16 protein-coding genes are annotated in these 14,438 nt (G+C 43.0%); 9 read left to right on the top strand and 7 right to left on the bottom strand.

The genetic code is table 11. The features are described from left to right. Positions 1 to 32: 32 nt before the first annotated feature. From ICL16_RS11045 to ICL16_RS11030, 4 genes are all read left to right on the top strand, one after another. Positions 33 to 449, top strand: coding sequence for a hypothetical protein (locus ICL16_RS11045; RefSeq protein WP_190827334.1), 417 nt, complete (start codon positions 33 to 35; stop codon positions 447 to 449). 168 nt (positions 450 to 617) lie between these two features. Continuing rightward, the gene (locus ICL16_RS11040; protein WP_190827332.1) at positions 618 to 1,466 is read left to right on the top strand and encodes an AraC family transcriptional regulator; all 849 of its coding nucleotides are present in this window, start codon (positions 618 to 620) and stop codon (positions 1,464 to 1,466) included. Between the two features lie 338 nt (positions 1,467 to 1,804). Next, the gene (locus tag ICL16_RS11035) at positions 1,805 to 2,167 is read left to right on the top strand and encodes a bleomycin resistance protein (RefSeq protein WP_190827330.1); all 363 of its coding nucleotides are present in this window, start codon (positions 1,805 to 1,807) and stop codon (positions 2,165 to 2,167) included. 55 nt (positions 2,168 to 2,222) lie between these two features. Then, on the top strand, positions 2,223 to 2,423 hold the full coding sequence (locus ICL16_RS11030; protein WP_190827328.1) for a hypothetical protein: 201 nt from the start codon (positions 2,223 to 2,225) through the stop codon (positions 2,421 to 2,423). Between the two features lie 75 nt (positions 2,424 to 2,498). Here the strand turns inward: ICL16_RS11030 and ICL16_RS11025 are convergent, their stop codons facing one another. Further along, positions 2,499 to 4,064 (bottom strand): AAA family ATPase, encoded by a 1,566-nt coding sequence (locus ICL16_RS11025; RefSeq protein WP_202895493.1) that lies wholly within the window; start codon positions 4,062 to 4,064, stop codon positions 2,499 to 2,501. Positions 4,065 to 4,341: 277 nt separating this feature from the next. Between ICL16_RS11025 and ICL16_RS11020 the strand changes: the two genes are divergently transcribed. After that, the gene (locus tag ICL16_RS11020) at positions 4,342 to 4,977 is read left to right on the top strand and encodes a primosomal protein (RefSeq protein ID WP_190827324.1); all 636 of its coding nucleotides are present in this window, start codon (positions 4,342 to 4,344) and stop codon (positions 4,975 to 4,977) included. A gap of 245 nt (positions 4,978 to 5,222) precedes the next feature. Continuing rightward, on the top strand, positions 5,223 to 5,555 hold the full coding sequence (locus ICL16_RS11015; protein ID WP_190827322.1) for a hypothetical protein: 333 nt from the start codon (positions 5,223 to 5,225) through the stop codon (positions 5,553 to 5,555). Positions 5,556 to 5,759: 204 nt separating this feature from the next. Here ICL16_RS11015 and ICL16_RS11010 read toward each other — a convergent pair whose 3' ends face one another. The 5 genes from ICL16_RS11010 to ICL16_RS10990 all read right to left on the bottom strand — a co-directional run bounded on the left by ICL16_RS11010 (position 5,760) and on the right by ICL16_RS10990 (position 9,761). After that, the gene (locus ICL16_RS11010) at positions 5,760 to 6,401 is read right to left on the bottom strand and encodes a type I restriction endonuclease subunit R (protein ID WP_190827320.1); all 642 of its coding nucleotides are present in this window, start codon (positions 6,399 to 6,401) and stop codon (positions 5,760 to 5,762) included. Between the two features lie 178 nt (positions 6,402 to 6,579). After that, positions 6,580 to 7,254, bottom strand: a complete 675-nt coding sequence (locus ICL16_RS11005; protein ID WP_190827318.1) for a DUF6753 family protein — start codon at positions 7,252 to 7,254, stop codon at positions 6,580 to 6,582. Then, positions 7,251 to 8,123 (bottom strand): P-loop NTPase family protein, encoded by an 873-nt coding sequence (locus tag ICL16_RS11000; protein ID WP_238360720.1) that lies wholly within the window; start codon positions 8,121 to 8,123, stop codon positions 7,251 to 7,253. The genes ICL16_RS11005 and ICL16_RS11000 overlap by 4 nt, the downstream gene beginning before the upstream one ends. A 14-nt stretch (positions 8,124 to 8,137) precedes the next feature. Beyond that, complete coding sequence (locus ICL16_RS10995; RefSeq protein WP_190827315.1) at positions 8,138 to 8,611, bottom strand: hypothetical protein; 474 nt, start codon at positions 8,609 to 8,611, stop codon at positions 8,138 to 8,140. Positions 8,612 to 8,624: 13 nt separating this feature from the next. Then, a complete protein-coding gene (locus ICL16_RS10990; RefSeq protein WP_190827313.1) occupies positions 8,625 to 9,761 on the bottom strand; it encodes a ParM/StbA family protein in 1,137 nt (378 codons plus the stop codon). Positions 9,762 to 10,501: 740 nt separating this feature from the next. On the opposite strand from ICL16_RS10990, the gene ICL16_RS10985 reads away from it, so the two are divergent. The 3 genes from ICL16_RS10985 to ICL16_RS10975 all read left to right on the top strand — a co-directional run bounded on the left by ICL16_RS10985 (position 10,502) and on the right by ICL16_RS10975 (position 13,497). Next, a complete protein-coding gene (locus ICL16_RS10985; RefSeq protein WP_190827311.1) occupies positions 10,502 to 11,029 on the top strand; it encodes a hypothetical protein in 528 nt (175 codons plus the stop codon). A 123-nt stretch (positions 11,030 to 11,152) separates the two neighbouring features. After that, a complete protein-coding gene (locus ICL16_RS10980) occupies positions 11,153 to 11,572 on the top strand; it encodes a plasmid mobilization protein (protein WP_190827309.1) in 420 nt (139 codons plus the stop codon). 5 nt (positions 11,573 to 11,577) lie between these two features. Next, positions 11,578 to 13,497 (top strand): relaxase/mobilization nuclease domain-containing protein, encoded by a 1,920-nt coding sequence (locus ICL16_RS10975; RefSeq protein WP_190827306.1) that lies wholly within the window; start codon positions 11,578 to 11,580, stop codon positions 13,495 to 13,497. Positions 13,498 to 13,692: 195 nt separating this feature from the next. Here ICL16_RS10975 and ICL16_RS10970 read toward each other — a convergent pair whose 3' ends face one another. Next, on the bottom strand, positions 13,693 to 14,409 hold the full coding sequence (locus ICL16_RS10970; RefSeq protein ID WP_190827304.1) for a hypothetical protein: 717 nt from the start codon (positions 14,407 to 14,409) through the stop codon (positions 13,693 to 13,695). Positions 14,410 to 14,438 lie beyond the last annotated feature (29 nt).

Genomic DNA, 14,438 nt, shown 5'->3' with positions numbered 1-14,438 from the left:
CAAGACTTAATGTTCACTTTAGGAGTTTAATTATGCATCCCAATTTTATTCTTGAAGGTTTCTGGGATGGGCTGAGTGTCAAGTACATACATTCAGGGAATGCGATTAGAAAAGCTTTAATTATGTATGTTGCAAACACAGAAACTTTAGAAGCTAATTGGTTGAATTATATTCCGAAAAATCGACGGAGCGATTACTTACTAATTAGCCTTACCCCATCTCTCCTAAAGCAAATTTTTGGTAAAGAAATCTTTGTTTCCCATTATCCATTTTTCTACCAGATAAAAATTACTAATCCCTCAATACTTTACTTAGCACACCTACTACAAATAGAAATGGAAACACCTAACATTTTAGGTCAAGACTTTGTGTCTGCAATTGTGACTGCGATGATTACATCTTGTGAGCTTTCTAATCTAGAATTACACAAACAAAGCCCGCATCTGTAATAAATTATGGACATAAACAGTAATGCCAAAACTGAAACAAAACATAGGCAGAAGTAAAAGGTAAGCATTAGAATCTGTATAGGTTTAGCTTGTATCGCTGCTAACCATGTTTATTGGGCGTTGATATAATTGGTATAAAGTGAATTGACGTAAGCAGTATAGTTCCCAATGTCACAACCCAAACAGCAAGCAGCAGCTACCATTATCAAAGCTGAATGGAGCGATTTAACTGTAGAATACGGCCGTTTGGTTCAGGCTGGAGATTTTGATTTTGCGATGCCAAAAAATGCTATTAGTGTGGCATTTGCTCCCCACGAGCGCGTTACTTGGTCGGTAGATGGAAAAAAACCACAAACCACTACCCTACCCGCAGGAAGTGTGTTTATATATTCATCCTGTGAGTTTGTTTGGCATCAACGGGAGAAGGAAAGCGAATATGTAAATTTACTGCTCGAACCACAAATAATCAACCAATTGGCAGATGACAATGGAATATCAACTCCAGTTGAGTTAGAACACCGGGTAATCTTCCCCGACCCAACGATTTTACATGTGGCACAGTTGTTAAAATCAGAGGTAATTAATGACGGTTTAGCTGGTAATTTGTACGTAGAATCATTACGAAATTTGCTAGCGGTGCATTTATTGCGAAGTTATGGTGGAGTTAGCAAAAAGTCCCCTGCACAATCAGGTATTATTGATACCCTCAAACTCAAACAAATCAAAGATTATATCGAAGAAAATTTAGCAGAAGAACTCGCGATCGCAAATTTGGCTGCATTAGTACCAATGAGCGAGTTTCATTTTGCCCGTACCTTTAAAACTCTCACAGGAGAACCACCACATCAATACATTCTCAAGCGTAGAATCGAACGGGCAAAAGTACTATTACAAGTAACGCGATTTTCGACAGCGGAAATTGCTTATCAGGTAGGCTTTTCCAATCCCAGCCATTTTACGGCACAATTCCGCAAACTTTTAGGAGTGACACCAAAACAATTTCGCGATGGTGTTTAAATAACCGAGAAAAAGGGGAGCATTTAGATGATACAGCAAGGCTTTTCCGACCCGGAATGCTGGTTTTTACTGTATCTCGGCTCAATCCCTCAATAACACAAACACGGTATCAAAAAGTAACATCACAACGTGCCGAAGAAGTGGCACAATTGGCGTTAAAAAACGTACCAAATTTTTCTGAATAATTCCAGTATATAATTCTTAAGCGTGGCAATAAAAAATACTTTTGCCAAAACATACTATCAAGGTGCAGAGAATACATACTACTCTGCACCAATGAACTAAGGATATATGCTAGCTAACTGTTACCCCTATTATCCAAATTGTGAGATTCCTCTATGACAGCAAGCTCGGTGTTTTACAATGCCATTCCGGTACTACCAGCGCAAGACATTTCAAAGAGCATTATTTTCTATGAACAACGGCTTGGCTTTACCAAGAGATTTGAGTTCGATGACTACGCCGGACTCACACGCGATGCCATTGAAGTTCATTTGTGGCTGTGTGAGGATTCTCACATCCCAAAAAATACAAGCTGTCGTATCAATGTGAAAAATATAGAAGAGCTTTATGCTGAATACCAGCGAGTGGACGTTATTCACCCTAATAGCAAGCTGGAACTGAAGCCTTGGGGACTAAAGGAGTTCGTGATACTCGACTTAAACGGGAATGCCATTCATTTCGCTGAACCTGTTGACTAAGCTCAGTTTACGCTACTTTCTTCCCTATATTCATATTCACTCAATCTCTGTACAAATGATCAAGTTTTTTGGCTGGAATCTTTGTACAAAAGGCATTTTGAGCTTAGCGTACAATTTTCCCGTTTTGGCACGGTTTCCCCTAACATCTCACTGCACTCCTTCGGAGGCGTTGCTGAATCACAGTATGAATCTGCGTGTAGAGACGCAAGCCAGTCGCCTCTGTCAGGAAACCCGGATGCAGCGCTGGCTCAAATGAGTGCGTCTCTACAAGATTTTTGGTATGACGCAAAATTATTTTCATACAACAAATCAGCAACGCCATTTTTTTCAACTACTCGAAAAGTTCAGCTGGCGGCGTAGCGAATCGAGATTGATCGGAACCAGCAGCTGGGCGGGCGAATACTGCCTGGTTCCGGATTGCCAGAATTTTATCTTCGTCGCGGATCAACGATGGAGTGAATGAAGAGCGCACTTTGATTAGGTCTAGTACATCCACTTTCCCCGGCTTACCTTGATAAAAAGCTTCCTCAGCAGCTTTTCTGACAGCATTGGCAATTTCCGCAGGTGTGCAAAGTCGGTAATCCCTGAGTAAAATTCGCCACTGCTCGTCAGACCAAGGAGATTTGTCTGGATTGCGAAACTCTGGGAAATACTTGGATAGATGCAAGTTAAAAATATCATACATCGCCCCTTCATGAGGCAAATCGATAAAGAAAATATCGTCAAATCTTCGGATCAGTTCCGGTGGCAGCATCCCTAACCTATTCACCGTTGCCATCATGTAAACTTGTGATTGATGCTCCTGCATCCAGGTTAAAAGCTTGCCAGAGAGCCGTCGTGCCACACCTCCATCAGCGTCGGAGTCCCACCCGGCAAAGCCTTTATCAAAGTCATCAAAATAGAGGGTAACAGGAGCAAGGCTTTCAGCCAATTCTAGTAGAAACCGGAGGTTTCGCTCTGACTCATAAGCAGTGGCACCGCGCAGCCCACCCCAGTCAGCAGCCAAAAGCGGCACTCCCATCTTCTTAGCTGCAAGTTTGGCACTCAAACTCTTACCCGTCCCTGGTGGTCCCCAGAGGATCATCCCCTTGGGAAACTTTAGCCCGTACTTTTCAGCTTCCGGATCTAATAATGCTGTCACCCTGTTAAGCGTCTCGTCCAGCAAGTCCAACCCTCCGGCATTTGGCACATCCGGCTCGTTCAGGTATTCCAAACCCCGCCCCCGCAGCTTGGAAACTTTGTGTTCCAGCACTTCGGCTGCCAGTTCCTCAATTGTTCCTGCGAAGGCAAGACTACGCTCTAACACTAGCTGAATCTCTCCCAAAGGCAACCCCTGACAAGCCCGGACTAGGGGAACCTGAGCGAGTGGATCGTCTTTCCCTTCTAACCAGAAATTTCTGCTGATAAAATTTGTAACTGCATCGCGTACCTGTTCGCGCCCAGGCAGCGGATTGGAGAGAATAGGAATCAAGGCTTGCAAATTCAAGGGTAGCTCAACGTAACTTTCCAGTAAAACCCAGAACTGCTGGTTTGTTGCCCAAGACGCTTGGTAGAAAGCGTTTATCAATTGGTAGGAACGTCGTTCACTCACCTGACCAATGCTATCAAACTCCAACACCCCTTCTAACAGGTAAATCCCTGCCTGCTTCTTCTCCAACAAAAACTGCGGCACATCCTTATCCGGAACAATATCCGTATCCTGCAAAATGCACTTATGTCTCTCTAGCTCCACCACCTGCTGAAGACAGGAATAACCAGGATTCCAGTAATAAACGGGCATTGAACGCTCTGCACCCCATCTGTAAAACTGGTTCAATATGCTTGACCTATCAGTCGCATGATACTCCAAACCAACTATTGGAGTGCCTTGATCGGCTAAGGCTGACCAATCATTCATCGAGCGCATACACTACCCTGTGAACATATTGCAATTTAAAATTAATCACTTTCACATCAATCGTCAATATTTGATTCTTTCTCAAGTTGGATAAAGGTAAAATGACTGTCACTCCATCTTATTTCTGGGTTAGCGATCGCAGCCAAAAATGCAAGAACTTACATTTAAGTTTCATTAAATAAAATGAATTTAATTGCCACGGCAAACGTGGCGGAGCCAAAAATGCCGCTAGCGCGGCTATGAGCATGAAGTCAATAAATTAAAAAAAAGGAACTTCATGACTACCGCCAAAGCTCGCATTAATACGGCTCGCAACGGAAACGGAACTGCTAAAGCTGCCAACACAAAAGCGACGGTATCAACCCCGCCTACAGCAAAAGCAACCGTCGAAGACCAAGCGATCGCATTGCTCAAAGAACTTCGCAACGCAGTCTTCAAAGAATTTGGAGTCAAACTCCAAGTTCGTAACCAGCGAATCGCCACCAAAGTAGGTCACGCCAGCCGAGAGAAAATCGGACTTGACATCGCAGCCCAAGTCAAAAAGAAGAACGGGAAAAAGTTGGACTGGAACCGCTGGAACAACAAAGTATTCGTCCGGCTCTTCGGAGCGCCAGACTCTCTCAAACATCCTACAGAAGTCGTAGCACTCGCCTTAGCGATGCTGTACGACACCATCGATTTAACTCCCGAACAGGCAATTGCTGACCTAGTGGAATTCAATCGTCAGAGTCTAGAAAAGCGTAACTCATTCAACAACAAAGAAGAGGATGAGGACGACGCAGACCTCGAAGACTTGGAAGACCTTGATGAAGAAGAGGAGGAAGAGGACGAGGACTCTGAAGAGGAATTCGATGATGAGGATGAGGATGAAGATGAGGACGAAGAAGATGAAGAAGGCGACTCCTTAGAGTAAACTGCCTAATTAACCAAAAAATGCTCTGCCATTAAAGCAGGGCATTTTTTTTGTGGAAGATTCTAGCTGAATTTAATCAAATAAACAGCGATCGCTGCTAATACGTGAAAGTTTAAAACTTTGAATTTAACTGGATAACCAGCTATCGCTGTAAATGCCAGTGAAAGTTCAATTTTAAACTGACTATAAATGCAGCTATTGCTGGTTTCGACATGATATCAACTGTTAAAAAAGGAGAAAATGTAATGACACGTAAGTCTCAAGCTCAAGCCCAACCCAAAGCCAAAGCATTGGATCGCGTAATCCCATATGCGGAAAAATTACGTCTTATGACTTTGGAAGTCTTACGAGAAGAAAGCGGACGTGAACTGGAAAGCGCAGCCCAATGGAGCGATGAAGAATTCGACTGGACAGTTCATAACGCTGAATTCCGCAAAGACTACAAAGAAACGCCCTTGAGCGAGCTTATGAAGAAAGCAAAATTACTGTATGGATTGGCGGACTTAGATGCCATCAAAGTACGTCGGAAGCTGCACAAACAGCAGCGTGCTGAAAGAATATCAGCTAAATCTGCCTAAACACGCATTGCCGTCATACATTGGACGGCAACCCCGCTACCTTAACCGGAGCGGGGTAATTTTTTTCGCGGTTTGGGGCAATACAAGAGTTACTGTCTTGCTCCCTAATGCCGAAATAATTTGTAACTCTAGGTCTGAGCGATTACCTCGCAATCATGGTAATAAATATTTACTTCCGCTTCTTCCTTACCAATCATATTATACCTATACAACCAAGCTAACAATTCGCTTCATAACCTGTATAACTTCGTACAACTCGTTTTCTATTGGGTTGGAGAGAGTAAACTTTTTTGATAAAGCATAGGAGCGCGTCTGCTGATTCAGCTTAATAAAAATATAGTCTTCACCAGTCATGATCATTCCAAAAACTGGCATTTCTAAATTAGGGTTTGCCATCATGTAAGCTAATGTTTGTGGAAGAGCCTGCATAACGCTTAAACCATAACGCTTCGACTCAATTAACACCACCCAAAGTTGATTTTGCACAATTAAAGCGTCAATGAATCCTTCTAATACTGGTTCTTCTTTGCCTCCGTTTTCAATTTCGACATTCACCAATTTCTCACTCTGAATCTTAAAAGGTGGATCGCACAAACCCATTAATTCCAGTAGGGGAGAAAGCATAATAATATTGACAGTACCTTCTGTGATTGAACCGTCTGCTGCATAATAGAGGTAGCGACTCTTCAACCGATTCAAAGTTGCTTTTTCACTGTCAGTGAGTTCGGGTAAATCCTCAAACCATTCTGTGAAAAATTCGGGGTCAGCAGTTTGGCTTAAATTGAACTTGGCGTGCGCCTCGTTTAGGTTAGTAATCGCTTTGGTAATCCCAACTGTTTCAACCATAAGTTATCATCTCTCTATCTTTAATCATAGATTGTATTATCTGAGCAAATACACGGTTTCTCAAAGAGAAGATTGACCGAGATGCTTTTTTGTATACTTCATTGGCGATCGCTCTTGAACGATAAATTTTAGGAAATATCGAGAGTAACACTTGTCACTCTCGACGTTATGGCTACTCCTATTTCTTGAACTGGCGCTTGTTGGGAGGTTGAACCCAAATCGTGCAAAAGCCCGTCGTGGCGGGTCTTCCGGCGACTTCTAAAGTAACACCAAGGCGCTTTACGTCCTGAGTGCAGTCCAAATTGTCTAGGGAGCCAGAGTTCCACTTCATGAGATTGCGGGCGAACTTCCCTTCTTTACTCTGCGCCCAGCGTAAGGCTTCAGCTTCCTCTACTGTGAGGCGGCGAGGGTTCGTTAGTCCCCCACCCATCCAAGGAGGAACTGTCATCCCCAACAATACACCAATTCCCACACAAGAGAGCAACACAGCCATTGCTGGTATCAAAGAAGTAAAAAACCGTCGCGCTTCTTTCCTTTCCGCTTGCCGAATTAAATCCCCAGCTGCTTTGGCGATCGCATTCTTCTGCTGCTCAAGAGTAACCTGCTCGACCAAATCCAGACTACGCTTAATCTCAGAAGTCCATCCCTTAAACAGACGCTCCAAAGCTTGAGGGGATTCCTCCAACAACACTTCCAAACGCCCAGTAGCCAGCAAGACTAGAAAAACTGGATCATCCGGTTCCAGCCCTGTCTTAACTACCACATCCAACACCCTACGCTGGAATTCCTCAGTTTTTCCTTCCAGAACCACGTTCAGCAAATCTTGGGTTTTGGCATTCTTGAAAAACGTCACGGTAGCAAACCCGTATTTTTAAACTGTGCATAAGCGGACTTCAGAAAATTGTGAATCCGCTGCCTCGACACAATCCCAAATTCATCAGAATCCCGCGCTTGGGCAAACGTTATTTGCTTCTCGTCTACCATATTCCTCTCCCGGTAGCTAAACTTGGGGAAGTCAATTACTTGCACCGCATACTTATTAATAACATCCTTAACTTCCTCCATTCCCTCAACATGAGTCCAATCGTCACATAATCCCAAATTCCGCACCAAAACGTGGGGCATTTTGTCACCAAAATCCTTCACGGATTTCACGAACAGTTGCACACTATCATAACCACCAGTGCAGACAAACCACTTGCAGAAAGTTAGAGAGTGCTGCTTTCCTAACTCAATCAGTCCATTCTTGTTTATCCAATCGGATACTGGATCATACACTTGAGCAGGCAAGTTTACAATCACAGATTTAGAAAGAGCCAACTCAAAAATCTTATCCGCCTCGTTAGCTCTCTTTTCATCCTCACTAAATACAGCTTCAACGCAATCTGAGTAAATCCCTGCCACATCTGGATTGGAACGATCTGCTTCTACGGCAACAATTGACAGTGAATTATCCAAACAATATTGGAGCATGGTTCGAGCAACCAAAGACTTGCCTACACCCCCCTTTTCGCCATCCACCAAATGAATTCTTGTCCTTTGCTTTACTTGTGGAAGTTTTTGTTGAACATCCCGTTTCTCTTGAGTTGAAGTTGTTTCCAAACTTTCAGCTTCCTTTTGTATCTCTTGAGTTGAAGTATTGTCCAAAGTCTGCTCTTCCATTGGGAGATTTCCTATTTCTTCAAAAGTCGTCTCTTTCTTCTTTCTTCCTCTTAAAGCCATATCCTTATTTCTCCTTAACTTTTCCAAGCGTTGTCATCCCAATCATTATTGCCAGTTGCTTGTTCTAGCTCAGACACTAATAACGAATTCTCCCTTGTTTCCTCTTTCAACTGCAGAGGATGCGGAGAAGATTCAGCGTAATAAGCCAAATTTGTATCCTGAAACACTGGCGATATTGAACCAGAGGAAACTACATAAGAGTTAGGAGGAGTAACCCGCTCCAAACCAAAAGTTGAGCAAAGATAATCCACCTGTCGCATCAAGACATACACCGCATCCCTTGCCATCTGTTTTTTGTCTGCTTCAGATAAATCTGGATGCTTCAAACAAGCTAATGGCAACCAAAACGCCCGCAAAGAATGCAACATCATATCGGTTGTTCGCATCACCACATTGTTTTTGATATAAGTTAATAACACCGCATCTAAAGTGTGTGATTCTGGCTGATACCGCCAACAAAAGTGCGCCTGCTTCTTTCTCTCACCCATAATTTCTCACCTTTTATAACGCTCCTTCTTCATCTCTATCGGGTAACGTGTTAACCAAATTAGAGAAGTACAAAAACATTCCATACACATCAGCCAGTCGATTCCCTAAATCAAAAGTGTCTAGGGCTTTGGGAATAACCAAATCGGCATTCCAAGATAAAGGAACTTTGTCGTAATGTTCGTTAAGTTCCTTTCTTAAGTAATCGGCTGTACCCCCGCAAAAAACAATTTCTTCCACATCTAAAGGGAGGTTTTCATCTAACCAACTGATGAGGATTTTGGCGTATTCAGGACGAGCGGATTTAATAGCAGTCACAATTTGTTGAACATCCGCTGCTCGTAACTCTCGAGTCGTGCTTCTGGGTAAACGCAACAACGCTGCCGGTCTTACCTCGTCGCCCGCTTCCACAATCGCCGGAGTCAGACGCTTCGGGCTTAGCCCCGATGTCTTGCTCATCACCTTTTCCAGCATCCGAATAAAGCCCAAGTCAGAAGTTTTCCCCTCACCTATGACTCCGCGATGGGAAACTAAAACACTAGCATTGCGATAGCCAATCATCGCTATGGCACAAACCCTAGTTTTGAGAACTTCTCCTACCTTTCTGCGATGCACCAGATAAATTCCACCGCCTTCTGGCTTGCAATTGAAGGCTTTTAGCGACACACTCATCCGTCCTGTGGGAGTCTGGTATCCAGCCAGTGACGATCGCAGCATCTTCTCAAAGCGCTCCCTATCTTCGTACTCCCCTGGTGGTAACAAAACTGCGATCGCTACTCCTAATCGCGAACCCAGCTTAAGTTTCTCTTTAATCACCCAAATGGCTGCCAGGGTTTTGTAGATAGCTCGCTCATACTTTAATTCCGATAAACCCGCGTTGGCATAGAAGCGAGATTGAGCCAGATAACCTACGGCTCTATATTGCTCACCTACCGCCACCCAAGCTACATTTTCTGGATCTGAAGATCCTAACTTACCCCCCTCGTACTCCAAGATAGATTCACGAGCTAGAACTGCTACCTCCGGCTCCATGCACAGCAACCGCGCTTTATGATCTAAAGACGTGGCGTAGACGATCTTGGTAGCCGAGCCGCCAAAATCCAAAGCCAGAGTCAGCAGTGCCACTTTCTTCTGCTGAGTATTTGTACTCATTATTTTGCCAAGATTTTACAAGACATTTGATGCAATTTGCAAGCAAGATTGAGAGAATCTCTGCATTTTTTAGGCAGGTAGAAGATTTGAGAAGACATAAAATTTAGTCTTAACAATTCTCCGCGTCCTAAAATTGCTTGCTTGTTCTTCTTTTACCTTCTTAACTCACCTAAATTGCTTCTGAATTCAAACAAAAGATAGAATTTAATTCTGTGCCTTATGACAGACTAATTGAACTATATATTTGTTTTTTATAATCTTAGCAAGCCATATTTTATTTATATGCTTTTCAACGTAAATACTAGATGTTACGAGTATATTAACTGGTTAATTTCGCATTATTTACTAATTAGAGTCGCCTTAGAGTCGCCTTAGTTTCGCATTGCCATAAATTAGATTTTTGCCAATTCAGTTACATTATTTCCCCAGTGAGAAGATGAATAACACTCAACTGGAATAAACTAACAACAAGCACCAAAAGTAAACTCACACTTCGCCCTATGAAGACGACATCAGCTACCTTTACGAAAAATGGCAACCACCGTACTACCAGGAGATTATGAAAATTTGCATTTTCGTTGTAACTGCGTGCGGCGCTGAACACAACGCCGTTCGCAAAGCTTCCCGTTGGCGCAGCGGAGAAAGTGCGATTGAGAAGGGAAGGCGATCGCAAGTTTAAGCAGTGGTAAGCGAAGCTAAGCAAGTCAGAGCTTGGAATAAAAAAAACTCGATATTGAGCCATGAAAATCAAATGCCCCCAATGCAACAGCACAAAAACTCGTAAGCTTAAAGCTATTTATGAAGAGGAAATTGCCGATACCCAAGCAACTGGAAGTTACAGAGGAATCCACTTTGGTGGACACGGAATCAACACCGAATCTGGTAGCTTTAGCAGTAGAGGTCGAATAGAAACACGACTAGCCCAACGAGTGGCTCCTCCTTTGCCTAAAAATGTCGGTAAAGTCTACGAGCAGTGGGCGCTGGCGATCGCACTCGTAATCGTGGGAATTTTAATAAAAGCAATGTGGTCAATGTTCACAGCAACGATTGGCTTTTCTCCTCTGGAACCTTGGGTGCAAATTCTTAGCGCAGTAACAGTACCACTGATTATTATTCTCATTGCCGCTATTTGCTTCTTGCTCTGGAAAAGAGATCAAGTCAATGCTCACTACAAAGAAAAGGTTTATTTACCTGCCTTAGCTAAGTGGGAGCATCAAGCCCGCTGCTATCGATGCGGGCATATCTTTGACAGCAAATCGGTAGATTAGTCCAACGATTATAAGTAGCTAGCATCAACGCGACTTACTTGCTTTCTTCAACAGCCATCACAACTTCCACTGCGCACCTGCCCTCGTCACCTATCAAAAATCCTTTTACTCTGATAACTTAAAATGCCAAAGAAAACACAGCACATCGCAAATGCCAAATCGCCTCTCACCAGTGGCAATATTCCCGTCCACTTCAATGCCCAAGATTACCAAAAAGTGAAAGCCAAATCCAAAGAAGCAGGTTACAGCCTAAGCGAATATATACGAAGATGCGCCCTATCTCGCCACCTCCCCCCAATCATTACAGATATTTCTATCGACACCTATAGGGAATTAGGACGCATTGGTGCTGACCTAAAAAAGCTAACCGCTACCCTACAAGATTCGGTAGCAAAAGGTCAACAGGACATTCCCATAGATTTTAACCTCCTGCACCAACTCCAATCCTTGCTCATCCAAACCCGTAAAGAAATAGCGGGAATCGGTATTGAAACAATCCCCTCCCCAGAACAAGTACTACAGCAGACGACAGTTAAAAGATAACTAGAATGATTGGTAAGCAAATCAAGGGAACTGACTTTTACGGCTGTCTGGACTACGTGCTGGGCAAAGAAGGAACCGAGCTAATAGGTGGCAATATGGTAGGAGAGACACCAGCTGAATTATTCCAGGAGTTTCAATTATCTGTGCAGCGTCACGAGAGGACGCGCACTAAAAAGCCCACCCGCAAAGTCGTTTATCATGCTACCTTGAGTGTGCCAGCAGAAGAAGCACTCTTCAATGATACTTGGTGCGCGATCGCAGAAAATTATCTGCAAGGGATGGGATTTGACGACAATCAGTACATCTTGGCGCGTCACACGGATACTGAACATAACCATGTCCATATCGTAGCCAGCCGTTTGAGACTAAATGGCTCCACTGTTTCTGAATGGCAGGACTACAAGCGTTCTGAGGAACTAATCAGGGATCTGGAGAAGAAATACGAACTGACACCAGCACCATCAAGCTTTGAAAAAGAACGCCGCTCCCCAACCACGGGAGAACGCCGTCTGACGAAACGAACCGGAGAAATCAGCGCTAGAAAGAAACTGCAAGATACAATTGACCAGTTGACCCAAGATAGTCCCACAATGCTGGATTTGATTGGGCAGCTAAAAGACCAAGGCATTGATGTCAGGGTGTCGCCAACACCAACAGGAGAAATGGGCATTAGCTATCAGCTGAACGGCATCGCGTTTTCCGGCACCCATTTAGGGAAAGCATACACCTTCAAAGGATTGCAGAAATACAGGGGCGTCAGTTACAGCGAGAAACAAGGGCAAGAAGCTATCGAGCAAGCATTGCATAACTCATCAGCAACCCAAGCAGAAGAACAGCAGCAACAGCAGGCTCTACTCGCCCATCAAAACGAGATGCGCAAACACCAAGAGGAAGAAGAGAAAAAATCCCGTACTGAAACCACACCTGACTCTTACCCTGCCACACCAAATAACTTGGATAGTGAGCAAAAGCCCGAAAGCCGCGTCAATCCTAAACAGCAACAACAGGCAGCCAAGACGAGGCATAATTCGCGATCGCGTCTTATGCAACAACAGTCGGTTATTTTGGACGACGATAACATATCAGCTTATGGTCAAAGCACTGTAGACGAAAATGACAGCAAAGTCAAGCGTGAGCAAGAGCTTTTTGAGGTTACAATAGGAACCACCTCGGCTATCCAACAGCAACGGCGACCCGAAGATGTGGATGGCGACCAAAGTGAAACAAAGCTACACGAAAGGGAATCTCAAGCAGCCGACGCAGCGCCACAAACCCCAACCCCAGTGCTGCCCGACCGAAACGAGAACAACTGGCAGGCGGTGCAAGAGTATTTGGTAGGCGATCGCCAGTTGCCTAAGCAAATAGTAGAACTGTTGCACGTTAAAAGTTGGATCTATGCCGACGATGAAGGTCAAACTGTGTTTGTCGAGCGGACTCTTGACGGTGAACCGACCGGGGCACTTGTGCTGAATGATAGCAAATTCTCTTCTATTCGCCTTGACCCAGATGAACCTGCTGCCCCTAATGACTCGAACACAATTTTAACTGGCTGCTTCTGGGTAGCAACCATTACCCCAATCCAAAGAGCAGTTCTTACCAGCGATCCGGTGGAAGTGCTTTCAGTAATAGCTCTTGACCCAGACTTTAATCAAACGCCAACTTTATACTTGGCGGCTGATAGCGTCAAAGCAATTCCCAAAGAATTTCTGGAGAAATTACCTACTGTCGTAGTAGGTTTGAAAGGGGATGAAGAAGGCAATGCAGTATCTGAAGAAATACTCGCTGCTTTACCCCAGGCTAGACGAATCAACCCAGGTATGGCAGGCTGGAACAAGTTACTAACCGACGAGAGAGAAGATATAAAATCCGAGGTACAAAAGCTTTATAAAAAGCAAACAGGCGATCAAGGCTTAGATATTGATTGACGCTGCAAAGTAGCTGAATGAGAATCACAAACTATTTTCACTGCTCCTAAAAAATTGAACAAAGTTGCACTTGTTCACTTGGTAAGTCGAGCTTAACTTTAGTTTTGCTTTTTAGTATTAACAAACCAAATTTATGAAATAAAAGAAAATGCTGCTGTGCCTATAACAGCAAATCCTGTCCCCGATACCCGATCATCATTTTCGATAATCTAAGTTTAAGAAAAAGACTGTATTGACCACAGTAAATAAATAAAATGCCAGCATAAATATCATTTGAGAAACTACGATGTAAACAAAATTAGTAAATGGACTCTCAGGACTAAGGGGCAATAAAGACAATAAAAAAATTGGAATTACAAAAGCTGGAATAAAGATAATAAATATTAAAGAAACAATCGTAAAAAATGACCTGAACCATCTGCCTTTAACAAGAGAAGCACTATAACGTAATGCTGACTGAGAAGCATTTTCTCTTAGAATACATACATGGAAGACAAAATATAATTTTATCCAATAAATAATTCCGGGAATAATTAACAAAAGCAAGAAAAATGAAACTATGTTACCTGATCTTAGTAAAAAAAATAGACCCAAGTTTAATCTAGAAAATGATTTTGCCAAAGCTTTATCATATCGAATTTTTTCACCGTATATATATCGCTCGGCTATAAATATGACAGCCATACCCGATAGACACAAGGGAATGATCCTTAACCAAAAAAATAAAAAAATAATTGTCACCTTAATTACTTGATTACTCAATGTTATAGCAGCAGCCTCTAAAATTTCGACTGGCAAATCGATGAGAAAGATAATTATCAAAATAGCATTCAGATTTTTGATAAAAACATTCCAGCCTAAAGATAATAGTTCGACTATTCCCAACTCTTTATTTCTAATTTGAGCAAGCATTATTTAAATTTTACCGTGAAGATCAAATA

The sequence above is a fragment of the Iningainema tapete BLCC-T55 genome (assembly GCF_014698965.1).
GTDB classification, from domain to species: domain Bacteria; phylum Cyanobacteriota; class Cyanobacteriia; order Cyanobacteriales; family Nostocaceae; genus Iningainema; species Iningainema tapete.
The sequence above is the reverse complement of the archived record's forward strand: the minus strand, read 5'-3'. Positions and strand labels throughout refer to the sequence as shown.

Excerpts from the sequence above, each read along its gene's own strand:
- ICL16_RS11045 (WP_190827334.1), top strand. The coding sequence starts at position 33 with ATGCATCCCAATTTTATTCTTGAAGGTTTCTGGGATGGGCTGAGTGTC.
- ICL16_RS11040 (WP_190827332.1), top strand. The coding sequence starts at position 618 with ATGTCACAACCCAAACAGCAAGCAGCAGCTACCATTATCAAAGCTGAA.
- ICL16_RS11035 (WP_190827330.1), top strand. The coding sequence starts at position 1,805 with ATGACAGCAAGCTCGGTGTTTTACAATGCCATTCCGGTACTACCAGCG.
- ICL16_RS11030 (WP_190827328.1), top strand. The coding sequence starts at position 2,223 with ATGATCAAGTTTTTTGGCTGGAATCTTTGTACAAAAGGCATTTTGAGC.
- ICL16_RS11025 (WP_202895493.1), bottom strand. The coding sequence starts at position 4,064 with ATGAATGATTGGTCAGCCTTAGCCGATCAAGGCACTCCAATAGTTGGT.
- ICL16_RS11020 (WP_190827324.1), top strand. The coding sequence starts at position 4,342 with ATGACTACCGCCAAAGCTCGCATTAATACGGCTCGCAACGGAAACGGA.
- ICL16_RS11015 (WP_190827322.1), top strand. The coding sequence starts at position 5,223 with ATGACACGTAAGTCTCAAGCTCAAGCCCAACCCAAAGCCAAAGCATTG.
- ICL16_RS11010 (WP_190827320.1), bottom strand. The coding sequence starts at position 6,401 with ATGGTTGAAACAGTTGGGATTACCAAAGCGATTACTAACCTAAACGAG.
- ICL16_RS11000 (WP_238360720.1), bottom strand. The coding sequence starts at position 8,123 with ATGGCTTTAAGAGGAAGAAAGAAGAAAGAGACGACTTTTGAAGAAATA.
- ICL16_RS10995 (WP_190827315.1), bottom strand. The coding sequence starts at position 8,611 with ATGGGTGAGAGAAAGAAGCAGGCGCACTTTTGTTGGCGGTATCAGCCA.
- ICL16_RS10990 (WP_190827313.1), bottom strand. The coding sequence starts at position 9,761 with ATGAGTACAAATACTCAGCAGAAGAAAGTGGCACTGCTGACTCTGGCT.
- ICL16_RS10985 (WP_190827311.1), top strand. The coding sequence starts at position 10,502 with ATGAAAATCAAATGCCCCCAATGCAACAGCACAAAAACTCGTAAGCTT.
- ICL16_RS10980 (WP_190827309.1), top strand. The coding sequence starts at position 11,153 with ATGCCAAAGAAAACACAGCACATCGCAAATGCCAAATCGCCTCTCACC.
- ICL16_RS10975 (WP_190827306.1), top strand. The coding sequence starts at position 11,578 with ATGATTGGTAAGCAAATCAAGGGAACTGACTTTTACGGCTGTCTGGAC.
- ICL16_RS10970 (WP_190827304.1), bottom strand. The coding sequence starts at position 14,409 with ATGCTTGCTCAAATTAGAAATAAAGAGTTGGGAATAGTCGAACTATTA.